19 protein-coding genes are annotated in these 15,950 nt (G+C 63.2%); 9 read left to right on the top strand and 10 right to left on the bottom strand.

Translation table 11 applies throughout. From position 1 onward, the window contains the following. Positions 1 to 36: 36 nt before the first annotated feature. Together CCOS864_RS15405 and CCOS864_RS15400 are read right to left on the bottom strand one after the other, a co-directional pair. A protein-coding gene (locus CCOS864_RS15405; protein WP_244211900.1) for an IS3 family transposase occupies positions 37 to 1,238 on the bottom strand; the annotation gives its coding sequence in 2 pieces (ribosomal slippage) (positions 37 to 932 and positions 932 to 1,238; 1,203 coding nt in all). Between the two features lie 340 nt (positions 1,239 to 1,578). Further along, the gene (locus CCOS864_RS15400; RefSeq protein WP_115087094.1) at positions 1,579 to 1,914 is read right to left on the bottom strand and encodes a hypothetical protein; all 336 of its coding nucleotides are present in this window, start codon (positions 1,912 to 1,914) and stop codon (positions 1,579 to 1,581) included. 151 nt (positions 1,915 to 2,065) lie between these two features. On the opposite strand from CCOS864_RS15400, the gene CCOS864_RS15395 reads away from it, so the two are divergent. Further along, on the top strand, positions 2,066 to 2,821 hold the full coding sequence (locus CCOS864_RS15395; RefSeq protein WP_115087093.1) for an SDR family oxidoreductase: 756 nt from the start codon (positions 2,066 to 2,068) through the stop codon (positions 2,819 to 2,821). A gap of 60 nt (positions 2,822 to 2,881) precedes the next feature. Here CCOS864_RS15395 and CCOS864_RS15390 read toward each other — a convergent pair whose 3' ends face one another. Together CCOS864_RS15390 and CCOS864_RS15385 are read right to left on the bottom strand one after the other, a co-directional pair. Then, the gene (locus CCOS864_RS15390; RefSeq protein WP_115087092.1) at positions 2,882 to 4,117 is read right to left on the bottom strand and encodes a DUF1835 domain-containing protein; all 1,236 of its coding nucleotides are present in this window, start codon (positions 4,115 to 4,117) and stop codon (positions 2,882 to 2,884) included. A 153-nt stretch (positions 4,118 to 4,270) separates the two neighbouring features. After that, on the bottom strand, positions 4,271 to 5,167 hold the full coding sequence (locus CCOS864_RS15385) for a LysR family transcriptional regulator (RefSeq protein WP_115087091.1): 897 nt from the start codon (positions 5,165 to 5,167) through the stop codon (positions 4,271 to 4,273). Positions 5,168 to 5,290: 123 nt separating this feature from the next. Here CCOS864_RS15385 and CCOS864_RS15380 point away from each other — a divergent pair, with 123 nt between their 5' ends. The 4 genes from CCOS864_RS15380 (at position 5,291) to CCOS864_RS15365 (ending at position 9,741) form a co-directional block, all read left to right on the top strand. Further along, positions 5,291 to 6,694 carry an MFS transporter gene (locus CCOS864_RS15380; RefSeq protein WP_115087135.1) on the top strand — a complete coding sequence of 468 codons (1,404 nt, stop codon included), beginning with the start codon at positions 5,291 to 5,293 and terminating at the stop codon, positions 6,692 to 6,694. Positions 6,695 to 6,740: 46 nt separating this feature from the next. After that, complete coding sequence (locus CCOS864_RS15375) at positions 6,741 to 7,190, top strand: GNAT family N-acetyltransferase (protein ID WP_115087090.1); 450 nt, start codon at positions 6,741 to 6,743, stop codon at positions 7,188 to 7,190. A gap of 543 nt (positions 7,191 to 7,733) precedes the next feature. Further along, positions 7,734 to 8,603, top strand: a complete 870-nt coding sequence (locus CCOS864_RS15370) for an RNA ligase family protein (RefSeq protein WP_115087089.1) — start codon at positions 7,734 to 7,736, stop codon at positions 8,601 to 8,603. A 1-nt stretch (position 8,604) separates the two neighbouring features. After that, positions 8,605 to 9,741, top strand: a complete 1,137-nt coding sequence (locus CCOS864_RS15365) for an AAA family ATPase (protein ID WP_115087088.1) — start codon at positions 8,605 to 8,607, stop codon at positions 9,739 to 9,741. A gap of 35 nt (positions 9,742 to 9,776) precedes the next feature. On the opposite strand, the gene CCOS864_RS15360 is transcribed toward CCOS864_RS15365, so the two are convergent. From CCOS864_RS15360 to CCOS864_RS15350, 3 genes are all read right to left on the bottom strand, one after another. After that, positions 9,777 to 10,109 carry a YegP family protein gene (locus tag CCOS864_RS15360; protein WP_115087087.1) on the bottom strand — a complete coding sequence of 111 codons (333 nt, stop codon included), beginning with the start codon at positions 10,107 to 10,109 and terminating at the stop codon, positions 9,777 to 9,779. A 139-nt stretch (positions 10,110 to 10,248) separates the two neighbouring features. Next, positions 10,249 to 10,641, bottom strand: coding sequence for a lysozyme inhibitor LprI family protein (locus tag CCOS864_RS15355; protein WP_166675675.1), 393 nt, complete (start codon positions 10,639 to 10,641; stop codon positions 10,249 to 10,251). Between the two features lie 29 nt (positions 10,642 to 10,670). After that, positions 10,671 to 11,096 carry a GFA family protein gene (locus CCOS864_RS15350; protein WP_115087085.1) on the bottom strand — a complete coding sequence of 142 codons (426 nt, stop codon included), beginning with the start codon at positions 11,094 to 11,096 and terminating at the stop codon, positions 10,671 to 10,673. Between the two features lie 57 nt (positions 11,097 to 11,153). Here CCOS864_RS15350 and CCOS864_RS15345 point away from each other — a divergent pair, with 57 nt between their 5' ends. Beyond that, on the top strand, positions 11,154 to 11,624 hold the full coding sequence (locus CCOS864_RS15345; protein ID WP_115087084.1) for an NUDIX hydrolase: 471 nt from the start codon (positions 11,154 to 11,156) through the stop codon (positions 11,622 to 11,624). On the opposite strand, the gene CCOS864_RS15340 is transcribed toward CCOS864_RS15345, so the two are convergent. Further along, complete coding sequence (locus CCOS864_RS15340) at positions 11,599 to 11,928, bottom strand: hypothetical protein (RefSeq protein ID WP_115087083.1); 330 nt, start codon at positions 11,926 to 11,928, stop codon at positions 11,599 to 11,601. The two genes, CCOS864_RS15345 and CCOS864_RS15340, sit on opposite strands and share 26 nt — an antisense overlap. A 90-nt stretch (positions 11,929 to 12,018) precedes the next feature. Continuing rightward, positions 12,019 to 12,450 carry an SUKH-3 domain-containing protein gene (locus CCOS864_RS15335; protein ID WP_115087082.1) on the bottom strand — a complete coding sequence of 144 codons (432 nt, stop codon included), beginning with the start codon at positions 12,448 to 12,450 and terminating at the stop codon, positions 12,019 to 12,021. Positions 12,451 to 12,717: 267 nt separating this feature from the next. Between CCOS864_RS15335 and CCOS864_RS15330 the strand changes: the two genes are divergently transcribed. The 3 genes from CCOS864_RS15330 to gabP all read left to right on the top strand — a co-directional run bounded on the left by CCOS864_RS15330 (position 12,718) and on the right by gabP (position 15,289). Then, positions 12,718 to 13,131, top strand: coding sequence for a RidA family protein (locus tag CCOS864_RS15330; protein WP_115087081.1), 414 nt, complete (start codon positions 12,718 to 12,720; stop codon positions 13,129 to 13,131). 120 nt (positions 13,132 to 13,251) lie between these two features. Further along, on the top strand, positions 13,252 to 13,755 hold the full coding sequence (locus CCOS864_RS15325; protein WP_115087080.1) for a GNAT family N-acetyltransferase: 504 nt from the start codon (positions 13,252 to 13,254) through the stop codon (positions 13,753 to 13,755). A gap of 133 nt (positions 13,756 to 13,888) precedes the next feature. Then, complete coding sequence (gene gabP, locus CCOS864_RS15320; RefSeq protein WP_115087079.1) at positions 13,889 to 15,289, top strand: GABA permease; 1,401 nt, start codon at positions 13,889 to 13,891, stop codon at positions 15,287 to 15,289. A gap of 5 nt (positions 15,290 to 15,294) precedes the next feature. On the opposite strand, the gene CCOS864_RS15315 is transcribed toward gabP, so the two are convergent. Next, positions 15,295 to 15,936, bottom strand: coding sequence for a M41 family metallopeptidase (locus CCOS864_RS15315; protein ID WP_115087078.1), 642 nt, complete (start codon positions 15,934 to 15,936; stop codon positions 15,295 to 15,297). Positions 15,937 to 15,950: the final 14 nt, after the last annotated feature.

Genomic DNA, 15,950 nt, shown 5'->3' with positions numbered 1-15,950 from the left:
TGAACTGGTCAACAGATTTTGGACACCGGTTTAGGTTCATGCCGCAACCTTGAGCTTTTTCTCCATGGCTACCGGGGTTTCATAGCCGTTGTAGCTGTGGAGACGCTTAAGGTTGTAACGCATCAGATAAGCCTGGATGTCTAACTGTGCTTGCGCTTCGGTTTCGTAACCTTCTGCTGGCATCCACTCAGACTTCAATGCACCGAAGAAGCGCTCCATGACGGCGTTATCCCAGCACTGGCCTCGGTGACTCATGCTCTGTTCCAGACCGTACTCCTCAAGAGCAGCCCTGAATTTATGGCTGGTGTACTGACAGCCCTGATCCGAGTGGAACATCACTCCAGCCGGTCTACCTCTAGATTCGGCCGCCATTCGTAGCGCCTCGCAGGCAAGCCGGGCATCGGCGATCATTGAGAAAGCCCAGCCCACCACTCGGCGAGCATACAAGTCGATCACAGCCGCCAAGTACAGCCAACGCTTGCCTACCTGGATGTAGGTGACATCGCCGCACCACACCTGGTTGACCGTCGAGACGTTGAAGTTTCGCTTGAGCTGGTTACTCGCGATCAATGCTTCTGTGCCCGATGATCGGTAACGATGCGGCCTGCGTTGCTTGCATTGCAGACCGGCTTCCTTCATCAGCATACGTACCTTGTATCGCCCGGCTTTATGGCCAGCACGACGCAATTCCCGAACCAGCGTTCGCGACCCAGCAGAGCTACGAGAGGCCTTGAAAAGGCTGGCCATCGTTGAACGCAGATCCTCTCTGACCGGATCCTTTCGTCCCTGGCGTTTTCGCCATGCGTAGAAACTGCTGCGCCGAACTCCAAGGACGCGACAGCAGTCGAAAACACCAAATTGCTCACTCAGTTCGTTGATCAACGAGAACGATCCTTGGAGTCCCGAAGCAGGAGAGCACTGGCCTTTTTTAGGATTTCGATATCCCGGTCCTTTTGCCGGACTAGCGCTTCCAGCTCCTGGATTCGCTGCTGCTCTGGAGTGATGGCCTTGGCGCCGACTGGTGTTTGACCTTCTCGTTCCTGGCGCAGTTGCTCGACCCAGCGACGAAGCGCGGTCCGCCCTAGACCAAGGCTCTCGCAGACATCAGGGACTGACTCACCATCGTCCAGCACCATCTCGGCAGCTTTGATTTTGAATTCGTTCGAGTAAGATTTTCGCACTGATTTTGCCTCCAATTGGGCGCCATAATAGCGCCCGACGAAGGTGTCCAAAATCATTAGGCCAGTTCAAGCCAGCTCCCACAGGGTCGGTGTGTACAGTTCCATTGTGGGAGCGGGCTTGCCCGCGATCGAGCGCGAAGCGCTCGTAATTCAGGCAACACCTGGTGTGCTGGCTGTACCGGCCTCATCGCTGGCAAGCCAGCTCCCACAGGGTCGGTGCGTACAGTTCCATTGTGGGAGCGGGCTTGCCCGCGATCGAGCGCGAAGCGCTCGTAATTCAGGCAACACTACCGGCCTCATCGCTGGCAAGCCAGCTCCCACAGGGTCGGTGTGTACAGTTCCATTGTGGGAGCGGGCTTGCCCCGCGATCGAGCGCGAAGCGCTCGCAGTTCAGGCGTTACTGAACGTTGTTCAGCTTGACCACATCACCCGACACCCGGGTGGTGTAACCGGTCAGTACCCAGGCCCAGAACCAGTTTTCCTGGACCTGGGTGTTGATCATCGCGTCGCCGCCCTTGGCCTTGATCGCGGCATTTTGTGCACGGACAAAGCGGCTGTTCTGACGCACCGGGATCATGCCCAGTACCAACAGGCCGGTGGCGCTCGCTTCGCTGTGGCCGATCACCGTGTACTGGTCGGCGTTGTAGTGCTGGGTTTTCATCGGGGTGCCGGTGCAACCTGCCAGGGCCAGGACGAACAGGCCGGAGGCGACAACTTTGCTCAGGTTTTTCACTGCATAACTCCATGACAATTGGCCCGGGATCCATCTCTCGAGCGGCGCGTACTGTACCGGATCAGCCAGCATGACGCTCGTCTGCTGGCGCGCGGGCTACAGCTGCGCGGCGTAAAATAATGGGTTGCGACACGCCCCGGGAGAAGCAGCCATGAAAATCGTCGTGATCGGTGGTACCGGCCTGATCGGCACCCAGCTGTGCAACAACCTGCGCGCCAACGGCCACAAGGTGCTCGCCGCCTCGCCCAAGACCGGCGTCGATACCCTCACCGGCGAAGGCCTGGAGCAGGCGTTGCAGGGCACCGATGTGGTGGTGGATGTCGCCAACTCACCGTCTTTCGAAGACGCCGCGGTGCTGGCGTTTTTCCAGACTTCAGGGCGCAACCTGCTGGCCGCTGAACAGAAGGCCGGGGTTCGTCACCATATCGCCCTGTCGGTGGTCGGCACCGAGCGCATGCAGGACAGCGGATACTTCCGCGCCAAGCTGGCCCAGGAGCAACTGATCAGGGCCTCGGGCATGCCCTATACCATCCTGCGCGCCACGCAGTTCTTCGAGTTCATGGGCGCCATTGCCTATTCCGGCGCCGACGGCAACCGCGTGCGCCTCACCGCCGCCGCGCTGCAGCCGGTGGCCTCATCCGACGTGGCCCTGACATTGGCCAACCTCGCCGAGCAAGCGCCGGCCAACCGTACCCTCGAAGTCGCCGGCCCCGATCGACTGCCGCTTGCCGATTTCGTGCGCAGCTACCTGCAACACAATCAAGATGCCCGGGAAGTGATTGCCGACCCTGCAGCCACCTATTTCGGCGCGCCGATCGACGACCGTTCACTGACCCCGGATGCCGATGCCATCGTCGGCTCGCTGCACTTTCAGACCTGGCTGAAAACCACCGCCGTGCAACGCTGACCCCGTGCACAGGGACGTGACATGCGCCCCGCGAAACCCAGGAGCGCATCGCCGGAGTTTTTACCCGCGCCACACCGGCCACAGGTCGCGGTCCAGCGCCCAGTGACCTTGCCCGGCCAGCACGCGCACACCACCGACCCAGCGCTCGGGGGCCTGTTGGTCAAGCCAGTTGGCCTGGCCCGCCAGCACCCGCTCGCCCAAAGGGGTGAGGCTCAAAGGTTGACGCGGCCATTCCAGCTCGGCCTGCGCTTCGATGAGCAGCGGCGTGGGCGAATCGATCAGCGGCCGCAGCAGGGCATGGAACATCATGTCACCCAGATAGGGCAGCGGCTCGCGCTTGCCCATCAGTTCGGCAAATACCCGGCCGAACGGCACCTGGCCGAACTCGCTGATGATCTGCAGCGCCAGGCGTTCGCTGAGCGACAGGCCATCCTCCACGCCCGGCAGTTCCTGCAACTGGCGCAACAGCGCAGCGGCGAGCAAGGGCAGGGCCAGGTCCTGGCGATGGGCCAACTGCGCCCAGGCGTGTGGCGACGGTGCGCTATAAGCAGCCCAGGCCTCGCGCGCCAGTTGCAGCATTGGCACATCCACTGCCCGGCGCTGCGGCCACAACCAGGCCAGCACATCGGGGGCCAATTGGCCGATGCCGATAAAGCGCTCGACCCCGGGCATGCGGTCGATCTCGATCAGCTCCAAGCACTGCGGCGGGTTGTGCAAGCCGGCCAGCACGCGGATCAGGAACAGCTGGTCATAGGCATCCGCCTCGCACCAGAGCACCGCGCCGGGGCAGCCGTCGAGCCGAGCCAGATCGGCGTATTCGTCCTCCATCTTGCGCTGCACCTCAGGGTGCTCCAGGCCATAGGCCTGGCTGATGTAGTCGCAGCGCAGGGCGCGGTAAGGCGCTGCCGGCACATCACGCACCGGGCCCATGACCAGGGGGTCGCTGAGCATGTGAAAGGCGCCGGTGAACCCGGCCAGGCGCAAGCCGTGGCTGATGTCGTTGCCGCAGCGCCAATGCTGGGTAGCGGCTTCGTCATCGGCGATGAATTGCGGGTGGCGGGCGGCAAAGTCGATGGCGTCGATATGCGCCTTGAGCTTGGGCCAGCTGGCAAAGCCCAGGTCGCGGGCGATCAGCCACTGGGCATCGGCCAGGCGTGGTGAGGCAGGGCTGAGTTGTGCCAGCTGTGCGGGCGCGGCACCCGAGCGCAGGCGCTGGAGCAGCTCCTTGGCGCGCTTGCGTTGTTGTTCGAGGTTGATGCGCCCGTCATGGGACGGCGACGACAGTCGAGCGGACATACGAACTCCTTGTGCGAGCCTTGTCCGCTGTCAGGCCGGGAGTCGTAGACAAGAATGTGGGGTGTACAGCCTGGGCGCAGCCCTTTCCGCGGACGGGTGGCGTGGATGACGCCGGCTGCGACTATAGGCCCGGCGCCCGGCAAAAGACAATCGTCAGCTCCAGGCTGACGGCCAGCGCTCCTGTAGCAGATCGCTGAACACCTTCAGGCGCGGCGAATGCTGGCGTGACGGTGGATACACCAACGCCAGTTCACGACAGCGGCCGGCGAATGGCTCCAGCACTGGTATCAGGCGCCCGTCGGCCAGGGCCTGGCGGGCGACGAAATCCATCACCTGAACGATGCCGAAACCCTGTAACGCCGCATCGATCAGCGGGTCGCCGACATCGAACAGCATTTGCCCGCTGACCTGCAGATCGACCAGCCGACCGTGCTGCACGAACTGCCAGTCAACCCGGCGCCCGAGGTAGGGGTTATGCACCACCAGGCAGTTGTGCCGGGCCAGGTCTTCGAGGGTCTGCGGCACTCCGTGGCGGGCAAGGTAGGCGGGGGCGGCGACGGTCACCCAGTGCATCGGCGCCAGGGGCCGGGCCACCAGGCGCACATCGCTCAACGGGCCGATGCGCACGGCGGCGTCGAAGCCTTCTTCGGTCAGATCAACCAGGCGGTCGGTCATGGTCGCGTCCACCACCAGCTCGGGATGGCGCTGGGTCAGCTCACCCAGCAGCGGCAGGATGACGATGCGGCCAAAGGCCGACGGCAGGCTCAGGCGCAGGGTGCCGCTGGGCTCGCAGCGGCGGTCAAGCAGCAGTTGCTCGACCTCCTCGAACCCGGCCAGCAACGGTGCGCAACGCTCGCGCAACAGCAGGCCGTCGGCGGTCAGGCTGACGCTGCGGGTGTTGCGGTGCAGCAGCTTGACCCCCAGTTGTTCTTCCAGGCGGCGAATTGCCCGCGACAGCCCGGACTGGGTCAAGCCGGTGCTGGCGGCCGCAGCGGTGAAGCTGCGCAGCTCGGCGACCTTGAGCAGCAGGGCAACGGTGTTCAGGTCCATGATTAAAGTCATTACTGAAAGGACTGGCAGCGTATTTATCATGCCTGGCGCATGAATGACACTGGCGCCTTCTTGCCAAGGATGCCCCGCATGTCGATTCCAATCCCGCGCCACCCCGCATTGATGCTGCTGTTGCTGGCCTGCGCCCAGCTGATCATTGCCCTGGACTACACCATCGTCTTCGTCGCCTTGCCGACCATTGGCGAGCAACTGGCCATCGGCCCGCGCCAACTGCAGTGGATCATCAGCGCTTTCGGCGTGGCCTTTGGCGGTTGCCTGCTGCTCGGCGGCCGTGCAGCAGACCTGCTGGGCCGGCGGCGTCTGTATCGGCTCGGCCAGGCCTTGTTCGCCATCGCCTCGCTGGCCGGCGGCCTCACCGACCAGGCTGAAGTGCTGGTTCTGGCGCGGGCGCTGCAAGGGCTGGCGGGCGCCTTGCTGTTCCCCGCCACCCTGGCGCTGATCAACAGCCAGTACGCCGAAGGGGCGCCGCGTACCCGCGCCCTGGCCATCTGGAGCGCCGCCTCGGCAGCAGGCCTGGCCCTCGGTGCCTTGCTCGGCGGGGTCCTCACCCAGTGGCTAGGCTGGCAGGCGGTGTTCCTGGTCAACGTACCGCTGGCGGGCGCCTGTGCCTGGGCCGCCGGGTACTGGATTCCAGCCGATCCAGCACCGGCGCAAGGCCGCTCGTTCGACCTGGCCGGCGCCCTCACCATCACCCTGGGTGGCAGCCTGCTGGTGCTGGCGCTGATCGAAGGGCCGAGCTGGGGCTGGCAACGGCCGCTGTTCTGGACGGTGCTGGCGGCTGCACTCATCTGCCTGGCGGTGTTCGTGGTGATCGAAACCCGCAGCCGCGATCCCTTGATGCCGCTGCGCCTGTTGCGCACCCCGGGCTTGCGCGCGGCCATGGGCTTGACCGCAGTGTTCATGGCCAGCTTCAGCGTGCAGTACTACTTCCTGGCCCTGTACTTCCAGCAGATCTACGGCTACAGCGTGCTTGCCAGTGGCCTGGCGTTTTTGCCGGCGACGCTGGTGTGCACCCTGGGCATTGGCATAGCCGAACAGGCGTTGGCCCGCCTGGGTTTGCGCAGCACCTTGATCATCGGCTTGCTGGCCGGTGGCGTGGGTATTCTCTGGCTTGGCTGGATGTTGCCCAGCGATGGCGCTTTCGTTCGCCTGTTGACGCCGATTGCCTTGCTCAGCATCGGCCAGGGCATGACCTGGACCGCCATGTGGGTGTGCGCCGGGCAGGGCGTTGCAGCAGGCGAACAAGGCGTGGCTTCGGGCATGGCCTCCACCGTCCAGCAGATCGGTGGGGCATTGGGCCTGGCGCTGCTGGTGGGGCTGGCCAACCAGGGCCTCGATGGCTTGAGCGGGGCCGCCTGGCAGCAAGGGTATGCGCTGGGCCTGCAGCGGGCAGTACTGGTCAGCGGCGGGATCGCCCTGTTCGGCGTGCTGATTGCCCTGGCGCTGCCCGGCAAGCTGCGAGGCACCTCGGTAGTGGCTGAAACTACCGCTGGTTCGCCTCCCTGAACACACGGCACACTGGCGCTCCGACACTGCCTCACGGAACGAGCCGATGACCTTGCACATTCGCCCCGCCACGCCTGCCGACGCCACTGCCATCAGCGCGGTGATCATCCAGTCCTTGCAGCAAAGCAACGCCGCCGACTACTCGGCGGCGCTGATTGCCCAGGTCGAGCAGAGCTTTACTCCGGAACGGATATTGGCCTTGCTCGAGCAACGCCAGGTGCTGGTAGCGGTGCTCGACCAACAGGTGGTCGCCACCGCCAGCCTGCAAGGCAATGTGGTGCGCAGCGTGTTTGTGGTGCCAGGGTTGCAAGGCACCGGCGTTGGCCGTGCCCTGATGCAGGCGATTGAAGATCTGGCCCGGCAAACGGGGCAGGCGCTGTTGCGAGTGCCGTCATCGATTACCGCAGAGGCGTTCTATGCCCGGTTGGGCTATGCCAAGGTCCGCGAGGTGATGGAGGGGGAGGAGCGGATCATTGTCATGGAACGCGTTTTCTAGGCTGCTGAATGTATGGCGCAATAGCGGTATTCGCAGCCGTTTGCACCCCTGGTGCAGCACTTCTGGCCCGTCAGTTTTGCCACAGCCCGATCGCCAGAGACATGAGCGCAAAAGCGCGAAGGGCAGTGCGCTCAACGACGCGCAGCGGCAATCTGCCTGAGGTTTGCACAGATACATTTGTGGGAGCTGGCTTGCCAGCGATGAGGCCAGTGCAGTCAGCACATGAAGTGTTGTCTGGATTACGACCGCTGCGCGCTCGATCGCGGGCAAGACCCGCTCCCACAGGATTGGCGCAGTACCTGTAGGAGCGGGCTTGCCCCGCGATGAGGCCATCCCGGACGGCATAGCACTTGACAGCCCACCCCCATCTCGTTTCCAATCCGCACCCTCAGATCCACCCCTCATTATTTAGGTGAAGCCAGTGCCCCACGCCAACCAACACGCCTGATGCCGACGACGGACGTTTAAGCCTGTTGGTGCCTGCCTGCGCACGCACTTTCACCTGCCCGCTGTCGTCGGTTTTCCCCCTTTTGGAGAAGACCCATGACACTCGATATCCGCGAGCTCGCGCAGCTCGACCTGTACAAGTACCCGCGCACCCCACACCTGCAAAGTTCCCGCCTGCAAGCCGGCGATAGCGACCATGATCAGTTGCCCTACAGCCGTCTGAACGGTCAGTACCTGGTGGTCGAGGAAAAGCTCGACGGCGCCAATGCCGCGATCAGTTTTTCCGCCGCCGGCGAGCTGCTGTTGCAGTCGCGTGGCCATTACCTGGCCGGTGGCAGCCGCGAGCGCCAGTTCAGCCAGTTCAAGCAATGGGCGGCCTGTCACGAAGACTGGCTGCTCGAGCACCTGGAAGACCGCTACGTGCTGTTTGGCGAGGTGATGAGCAAGCGCCACAGCGTGTTCTACGACCAGTTGCCGCACCTGTTCTTCGAGTTCGATATCTGGGACCGCGCGGAGCAGGTGTTCCTCTCTACGGCGCGGCGCCAGCAGTTGCTCGCGGGTGGTCCGGTGCTGTCGGTGCCGGTGCTGTTCGAAGGCATCGCACCGCCACGGCTGAAGGACCTGCTGGCCCTGGTCGGCCATTCGCAGGCCAAGTCCCGGCGCTGGAAAGACGCCTTCGCCGAAGTCATCGCCCGTCAGCAACTGGACTTTGCCAAGGCCTGGAACCAGGGCGACCGCTCCGACCTGATGGAGGGCCTGTACCTGAAAATCGAAACCGCCGAGCACACCACCGGGCGGATCAAATGGGTGCGCCACGACTTCGTCCAGGCCATCCTCGAAGCTGATGAACACCACCTGCGCCAGCCGTACATCCCCAACCTGCTGGCCGCCGGTGTCGACCTGTATGCGCCCGAGCCCCAGGTCACCTGGGCCAGCCTGCAGGCCGCCGAACAAGGAGTTGAATGATATGGACATGAACACATTGCAAGGGCTGATGCCCAGCCCCGGCCGCGCGGTCGACTACCCGGCGCTGCTGGAGGCGATTCCGTCGCTGCGCGCCTTGGCGGCAACCCCCCAGGACCCGGTCTTCCACCAGGAAGGCGACGTCTGGACCCACACCATGATGGTGGTCGATGCCTTGCTCGCCGACCCGGTATACCAACGCGCCAACCCCGAGCAGCAGTTCGTGCTGTTCTACGCCGCAGTCCTGCACGACATCGCCAAGCCGTCGTGCACGGTGATCGATGAAATCACCGGCAAGATCGGCCAGCCCGGGCACTCACGCCGGGGAGCAGTGGATGCGCGAATCCTGCTGTGGCAGGCCGGTGTGCCGTTTGAGCTGCGCGAAACCATCTGCCGGATCATCAACGTGCACCAGTTGCCGTTCTTTGCCCTGGCCGGGGACAAGAGCGGGCGTTCGGCCGAGCAGATTCTCCATCGCCTGTCGTGGGAGGTGCCGGTGTGGATGCTCTGCGCAGTGGCCAGCGCCGACATGCAGGGCCGCGGCTTTGCCGGCAAGCAGGGGGTACTCGACGACATCGAAGTGTTCCGCCTGCTGGCCGAGGACGAGGGCTGCCTGGATCAACCCAAGGCCTTTGCCGACGACTACACCCGGCGCAGTTACTTTCGCGGGGCCTCGGTGCTGCCGCAGTACAGCCTGTACCGCGAAGTGCGGGGCTCGCAGGTGATCGTGCTGGCGGGGCTGCCGGCCAGCGGCAAGGACACCTGGGTCAACGAGCATGCGCCCAAGCTTGCCGTGGTGTCGTTCGACGATGCCCGCCAGGAGCTGGGCCTGAGCCACGGTGACAAGGGGCCGGTGGCGCAGTACGCGATCGACAAGGCCAAGGCCTTGCTGCGCCGCCGCGAACCTTTCGTGTGGAACAGCACGCACCTGTCGCAGCAGATGCGCAAGAAGACCCTCGACCTGCTCTACAGCTATGACGCCGACGTGCAACTGGTGTACCTGGAACAAAGCGAGCGCGAGCTGATGCGTCGCAATGCCCGCCGGGACACCACGCTGCGCAACAAGGACATCGAACGCATGTATTTTCGCTGGGAAGTGCCGACGCCGGTGGAGGCGGATCGGGTCGAGTATCAGGTGTGAGGCAGCGGGCATCACTGCCCGCTGACGGTTCGGACTCAGGTGTTGTCCTTGATGGTCTTGCTGCTGCCGTTGCTCTTCACCGAAGCGATGCCCGCGTCGCGCGACTGCGTCGATGCGTACATCTGGCTAGTGCCGATGACCTGGTGATTGGCGGCCTTGAGGTTGAAGTGGAACTTGCCATTGCTGGCCTCTTTTTTCTCGTAGCGCTCGTCCACGCCACTGTTGGCCTGGACCGAGGCGATGCCGCTTTCGGCTGAGCCTTTGGCCTTGTACAACTCGCTGGTAAGAATGATTTCGCCATTACCCGCCTTGAGGACAAAGCGGTACTGACCGTCACTGCTGGTGTTCAACTCGAACCAACCTGCCATGGGAACTCCTTATTTCGCAGATAAGCCTGGGTAGGCTGCGGGCGTACTTGTCCGCAGTGACGACTCAGTATGGTGGGCTTTGTGCGCTTGTCCAACGGCGCTAAGATCAACGCCGCGCTGCCGCCGCTGTTGCAGGCCTTCAAGGCATACCGGTAACCCGCTTCAGGTACTGGACTCTGGCTTGCGTCTGCTTCAGCAGGCAATGGGTATGGATTGTAGCGAAGCCACTGCCGCCAACGGACTCGTACGTCTCTAACTCACAACTGGCATCACGAAAGGCAATCCAGGCGCGCTGGGCTTTTTTCAGCGCCAGGTCCTGGGTGGGTTGTCCGGGCGCCGAACCCTCCGCCTTGAAGCGTGCGACCAAGGCCTGATAGAGCTCATTCAATTGCCGATCGGATTTTTTCAACGACTGCTGCATGCATTCAAGCATCTGCGTTTCGGTGTTGGCGCCAGGGCACAGGTTGCTTGCCTGAACCGTGCTAGTCAGCGCCATGAATGCGCCGATGCAGGGGTAGATCAAACGATACATGGGGCGTCCTTGCTTTGATGTTTTACGGGTCACTGGTGTTGCGGCCATGAATCGCCAATCACCAGCCAGCAGGCCTTGGACTGCACATGCACATGTTTTTGTCGGGTGGGTTCGAAAGGTGTGTCCAGGGTGCCCAGCGCAACACTGATCCAGTCTGGATAATCGCCACTGGCATTGGCCCAGAACAAACTCGTCCCGCAGGCTGAACAAAAGCTGCGGCTGACGGTTGGCGATGACTTGAACACCCGCAATAGACGTTGCGGATCGCTGCAGCTCAAGGCCGAAGCAGGCACACTGCCATAGGTGGCAAAGGCTGCGCCATGGGCCTTGCGGCACTGGCTGCAATGGCAATGGGTGACGGCCTTGATCTGGGTGTCGATATGATAGCTGACGGCGCCGCACAGGCAGCTGCCGTGATAATCAATGGTCGTCAGCGCAGATTTGTCGTTGTTCATCCTTGGAGCCCGGTAGAATCTCGCCCGCGATCATAAACCAAGGACAGGAACACCACGATGCGTGAGCGAAAATCAGCCCGGCTTTTGGTCATCAGCCCCTCCCGAAGCGTATTGCTGTTTCGCTTCGTCCATCGCAACGGCGCGCTGGCCGGCGACGATTACTGGGCAACACCGGGGGGCGGCGTGGAGGAGGGGGAAACCTTCGAGCAAGCCGCGATTCGTGAGCTACGCGAAGAAACCGGCATCCAGGTCGACGCCGTGGGCGCACCCTTGAACGAGCGCCGCTTCGCCATGCAGTTGCCCAGCGGCGAGTGGGTCACGTCGGTCGAGCAGTACTACCTGATCCAGGCGCAGGACCAGCAACTGTGCCGCCAGGGATGGACGCCTTCGGAGGTCGAGGTAATGGCCGATCATCGCTGGTGGTCGGCCGAGGAACTGCGGCAAACCACCGACACGGTGTGGCCGGAGCGGTTGATTGAAACCCTCGAATCAGCCGGCGTGTTCAGCGCCGCGCCAGCGCATGGCTGACGCATTGCTCGTAGTAGGTCTGCTTGATGGCCGCAGGCTTGAGGCGTGACTGGCTGTTGTAGGTCTGTTCGGTGATGCCCATGGCGGTCATGCGCATCCACGGCTTGCTGAATTTACGCACTTGCAGGCGTTTGCGCGCGGCGTACAGGGTCACCCCGGAGAGCTTCGACTGCTGGGCGCCGGCGGCAATGTCCGAACCCCAACTGCACATGTAGCGGTCATTGTTGCCCAGGGCCTTGGCCTGGGCGCCGAGCGGGAGTGCGACAAGAAAAAACGCTGCCAGGGTCAATCCATAAGCCCGCATAGCACCTACCTAACTCGCTGAAAAGAAAGCGAGTTTGCCTACGAAGCGGGTAGCAGGGGGCCAGCAATTTGCCTTATTTGCGCCTGAATTTCACAGCAGTTGTGTTTGTGATTTGCGGCCCAGCAACAGGCCTTCTGCGGCAACGGCGAAGGTGTTTCCCTGCAGCCAGAAGGCGTCGTGCACCTGGCTCATGAGGTAGCAGGCGCCCCGGCTGTCGACAAACAGCGCGCCATGGCCGTGGTGCACATCGCCGATGCACACCAGGGTGGTATTCAGTTTGTGTTGCATCGCCACGATGACTTTTTCGTCGTGCAGGCCGGGCTTGGGCCTGAACTCGATGTCGCCGGCGGCGCATTCTTCACCGGCGCCGCAGTGGCCGACGCACAGGCCATTGAACGCCCTGAGCAAGTCGTTGGCGGGGTGGCCTTTGGGCCCGATGTCCGCCTCTGGGGCAGTCACTTGGGCAGGCCAGCCGGCGGCAATGAACAGCGGGCGGATGGTTTCAGGTAGGTCTATGGGCATGTCTGCTCTCTGGTCGAATCCGTGCGAAGGGCTACATTAACACGGCAGTCGTCATTGATCCTTGAGGAGGGCGAGCCATGAGCAATGAGACTTTACCCGCTGCAGCCCACATCGCTGGCAAGCCAGCTCCCACAGGGTCGATGTACACAGGTTCATTGTGGGAGCTGGCTTGCCAGCGATCCAGCGCGCAGCGCTGGCAACATCAGGCTTGACCTCTACTTAGGTCGAGGTTTGATACTCGCCGCTCCCACCATTCGGAGCAGCACCATGACCGCAGCTTTCCACCTGTCCAACCCCGAAGGCCTCTACGACCCCAGTGCCAATGCCTACTCCCATGTCGCCGAGGTCGCCGCCAATGCCCGGCTGCTGTACATCGCCGGGCAGGGCGGGGAAGACCTCGAGGGCCGGCTGTCGAGCGATTTTGCCGAACAGGCGCGCCAGGCCCTGGCCAACCTGCAGATCGCCCTGGCGTCAAAAGGCGCAACCCTGGCCGATGTGTTCAAGCTGACCCTGCTGATCGTCGATCACGACGAAAGCAAGTTGCGCCTGTGGGGCGCCGAAGCCCAGCGCGCCTGGGGCGCCAACATGACCCCGACCTGCACGCTGATCCCGGTGCCGCGCCTGGCCCTGGATGGCATGCAGATCGAAATCGACGCGGTCGCCGCGCTGCCGGCCAGGTAACGCGTTTTAGCGATGGCATTGGCCCCGGCTTTTGTAAACAATAGCGCCCGCAAAACGCGCTGTTCGTTCACTTATCGAGATACCAATGCCGTCGATTTTTCCGCTGTATGAGGTCCTGTCATGAGCGACCTCACTGTCGAGCTCTTGCAAACCGGCCCCGAGCAGGCCGAGCTGATTCGCAACCTCTACCAGTTCTACGCCTACGAGTCTTCGGACTGGGAACAGGAAGACGTCGAGGTCGACGGCCGTTTCTACGTGCACGACGAGCACCTGCAACGCTACTGGCAAGAGCCGCAATGGAGCGCCAACCTGATCCTGGTCGACGGCTACATCGCCGGCTTTTTGCTGATCGAACGCAGTGAGCTGCCCGGGCTCGATGCCCTGGAGCTGGCCGACCTGTTCATCCTCAAGCGCTACCGGCGCAAGGGTATCGGCAGCGCCCTGGCCAGCCAGGTGCTGGCGAGCGGGCAGAACCAGTGGCTGGTGCGCTATTACGACCAGGACGAAACCGCTCACGCCTTCTGGCGCACGGTGCTCGACAACCTGCCGCGCCCGGTGCGTTCGATCGAACTGGACGACGAGCCGGAGTTGGTTAACTTCCTGGTGACGCGGGCGTTGCACTGAGCTGGCACCAACGTTTCATGGCGAGATCAGACACAGCGAACGGCGCGCTCAGGCAAATCCGCCGTCAAGCAGCACAGGTAAGGTGACGCCAGCAGTCAATGCCATGCGTTCCGATCACAAGAGAATAAATATAATGATCAGCCTGGGCTCCAAGGATTCGAGCGGTCAGTTGGCGCAGGGTTTCAAGCCACGCCATGTCACCATGCTTTCCATCGCCGGCATCATTGGCGCCGGCCTGTTCGTCGGCTCCGGGCATGCAATTGCCGCCGCCGGGCCCGCGGCAATCCTGGCCTATGTGCTGTCGGGCCTGCTGGTGATCCTGGTAATGCGCATGCTCGGCGAGATGGCCGTGGCCAACCCCGACACCGGTTCGTTTTCGACCTACGCCGACCAGGCCATCGGGCCCTGGGCCGGTTTTACCATCGGCTGGATGTACTGGTGGTTCTGGGTGCTGGTGATCCCCATCGAAGCCCTGGCCGCCGGGCATGTGCTGAACACCTGGATGCCCATGGTCGATGCCTGGCTGTTTGCCCTGTTGTCGATCATCGCCCTGGCCGCGACCAACCTGTTCAGCGTGTCCAAGTACGGTGAGTTCGAGTTCTGGTTCGCCATGTTCAAGGTCGTGGCAATCATCGCCTTCATCTCCCTTGGCGCTGCGGTGCTGATGGGCTGGGTGCCGGAACGCGAGGTCAGCGGCCTGGGCCATTTGCTCGAAACCCATGGTGGCTTTGCGCCCAACGGCGTGTCGGCGGTGGTCGGTGCCTTCATTACCGTGATGTTCAGCTTTATCGGCACCGAGGCGGTGACCATTGCCGCCGCCGAATCCCAGAGCCCGGCGAAGAACATCGCCAGGGCCACCCGCTCGGTAATCTGGCGCATCGGCGTGTTCTACCTGCTGTCGATTGCCGTGATCATTTCCATCGTGCCCTGGAACGACCCGCAGCTGGCCTCGGTGGGCTCTTACCAGCGGGCCCTGGAACTGATGAACATTCCCCACGCCAAGCTGATGATGGATGTGGTGGTGCTGGTAGCGGTGGCCAGCTGCATGAACTCCTCGATCTACATTGCCTCGCGCATGCTGTTTTCCCTCGGCAAGCGCGGTGAGGCGCCCCGGCAGGTCAAGCTGACCTCGGCGGTCGGCGTGCCGCGCGCCGCAGTCATCGCCAGCACCGTGCTGGGCGCGGTGATCACCGTGGTCAGCTACTTTGCCCCGGCCGGCCTGTTCCAGTTCCTGCTCGCCAGCTCCGGTGCCATTGCCTTGCTGGTGTACCTGGTGATTGCCGTGTCGCAGTTGCGCATGCGCCGGATGCTGCTCAAGCAGAAGGTCGAGCTGACCTTTCGCATGTGGCTGTTCCCCTGGCTGACCTACCTGGTCATCGCCTTCATCAGCGCCGCCCTTGGGGTCATGCTGGTGACCCCGGAGCACCGCGCCGAGGTCACCACCACCATCGGCCTGGCGCTGGTGATTTCCTTCATTGGCATCATCACCACCCGCCAGCATGGCCAGCCGGCCAAGGTGCCGTCGGTGGGCTGATGCGTTTATCGCGGCGCACGGCGAGGCGACGCACCGCCGCTCCCACGGCTGCGCGGCGGGATATCCAGGGTTGCCAGTGGATTGGTAAGCCGCTGTGGTGTTTCGCCGGTCAACTGGCACAGCAGCCCGATCAGCGCATCGCCATCCACCGTTCCCCGGTCTCGCAGCAGTTCGGCGACCGTGCGCAACGCAGGCCAGTAGTGGCGCACCAGGTTGTGGCAGCGCATCAGTGCAATCGACTCGGCATGAAGCACTTGGCGCGGAGGGAGCAGGGCGATCAGCTCGCAGGCCCGGCGCCGGTCACCGGCACCGCTGGTGGTGAGAAAGCGATTATCCGGACCGTGCCGGTAAACCGCTTCGGCCACGGGGCCGGCGAAGCAGTTGAGCAGATCGCGTTCGATCAGCTCGATCATCGACGGCAGGTACTCGGCGATGCCCGGCGGCTCGAAGGCGGGCAGAGGCACCAGGTAGTCCGCTTCGACCAGGCCCTTGACCGGCTGCAGGTTGCCGCGCAAATCGACCATCGGCCCGATCAGCGCTTCGGCCCGGGTGCGCACCGTCACCCGCCTGATCGCCAGGCCGTTCCACCAGAAGGCCAGGGCATGGCCGGCTTCGTGGAAGGCGGTGCGACGCGGACGGCTGTGCATGATCTGAACCTCAG

The sequence above is a fragment of the Pseudomonas wadenswilerensis genome (assembly GCF_900497695.1).
Classification (GTDB): Bacteria; Pseudomonadota; Gammaproteobacteria; order Pseudomonadales; family Pseudomonadaceae; genus Aquipseudomonas; species Aquipseudomonas wadenswilerensis.
Note: the sequence above shows the minus strand (reverse complement) of the source record. Positions and strands in the feature narration are given on the sequence as shown.

Bases quoted from the DNA above. Each gene is read 5' to 3' on its own strand.
- CCOS864_RS15380 (WP_115087135.1), top strand. From the start codon at position 5,291: ATGCTGCTGTTGCTGGCCTGCGCCCAGCTGATCATTGCCCTGGACTAC.
- CCOS864_RS15355 (WP_166675675.1), bottom strand. From the start codon at position 10,641: ATGTATCGTTTGATCTACCCCTGCATCGGCGCATTCATGGCGCTGACT.
- CCOS864_RS15330 (WP_115087081.1), top strand. From the start codon at position 12,718: ATGACCGCAGCTTTCCACCTGTCCAACCCCGAAGGCCTCTACGACCCC.
- CCOS864_RS15395 (WP_115087093.1), top strand. From the start codon at position 2,066: ATGAAAATCGTCGTGATCGGTGGTACCGGCCTGATCGGCACCCAGCTG.
- CCOS864_RS15335 (WP_115087082.1), bottom strand. From the start codon at position 12,450: ATGCCCATAGACCTACCTGAAACCATCCGCCCGCTGTTCATTGCCGCC.
- CCOS864_RS15345 (WP_115087084.1), top strand. From the start codon at position 11,154: ATGCGTGAGCGAAAATCAGCCCGGCTTTTGGTCATCAGCCCCTCCCGA.
- CCOS864_RS15390 (WP_115087092.1), bottom strand. From the start codon at position 4,117: ATGTCCGCTCGACTGTCGTCGCCGTCCCATGACGGGCGCATCAACCTC.
- CCOS864_RS15385 (WP_115087091.1), bottom strand. From the start codon at position 5,167: ATGGACCTGAACACCGTTGCCCTGCTGCTCAAGGTCGCCGAGCTGCGC.
- CCOS864_RS15325 (WP_115087080.1), top strand. From the start codon at position 13,252: ATGAGCGACCTCACTGTCGAGCTCTTGCAAACCGGCCCCGAGCAGGCC.
- gabP (WP_115087079.1), top strand. From the start codon at position 13,889: ATGATCAGCCTGGGCTCCAAGGATTCGAGCGGTCAGTTGGCGCAGGGT.
- CCOS864_RS15350 (WP_115087085.1), bottom strand. From the start codon at position 11,096: ATGAACAACGACAAATCTGCGCTGACGACCATTGATTATCACGGCAGC.
- CCOS864_RS15315 (WP_115087078.1), bottom strand. From the start codon at position 15,936: ATGCACAGCCGTCCGCGTCGCACCGCCTTCCACGAAGCCGGCCATGCC.
- CCOS864_RS15340 (WP_115087083.1), bottom strand. From the start codon at position 11,928: ATGCGGGCTTATGGATTGACCCTGGCAGCGTTTTTTCTTGTCGCACTC.
- CCOS864_RS15360 (WP_115087087.1), bottom strand. From the start codon at position 10,109: ATGGCAGGTTGGTTCGAGTTGAACACCAGCAGTGACGGTCAGTACCGC.
- CCOS864_RS15365 (WP_115087088.1), top strand. From the start codon at position 8,605: ATGGACATGAACACATTGCAAGGGCTGATGCCCAGCCCCGGCCGCGCG.
- CCOS864_RS15375 (WP_115087090.1), top strand. From the start codon at position 6,741: ATGACCTTGCACATTCGCCCCGCCACGCCTGCCGACGCCACTGCCATC.
- CCOS864_RS15370 (WP_115087089.1), top strand. From the start codon at position 7,734: ATGACACTCGATATCCGCGAGCTCGCGCAGCTCGACCTGTACAAGTAC.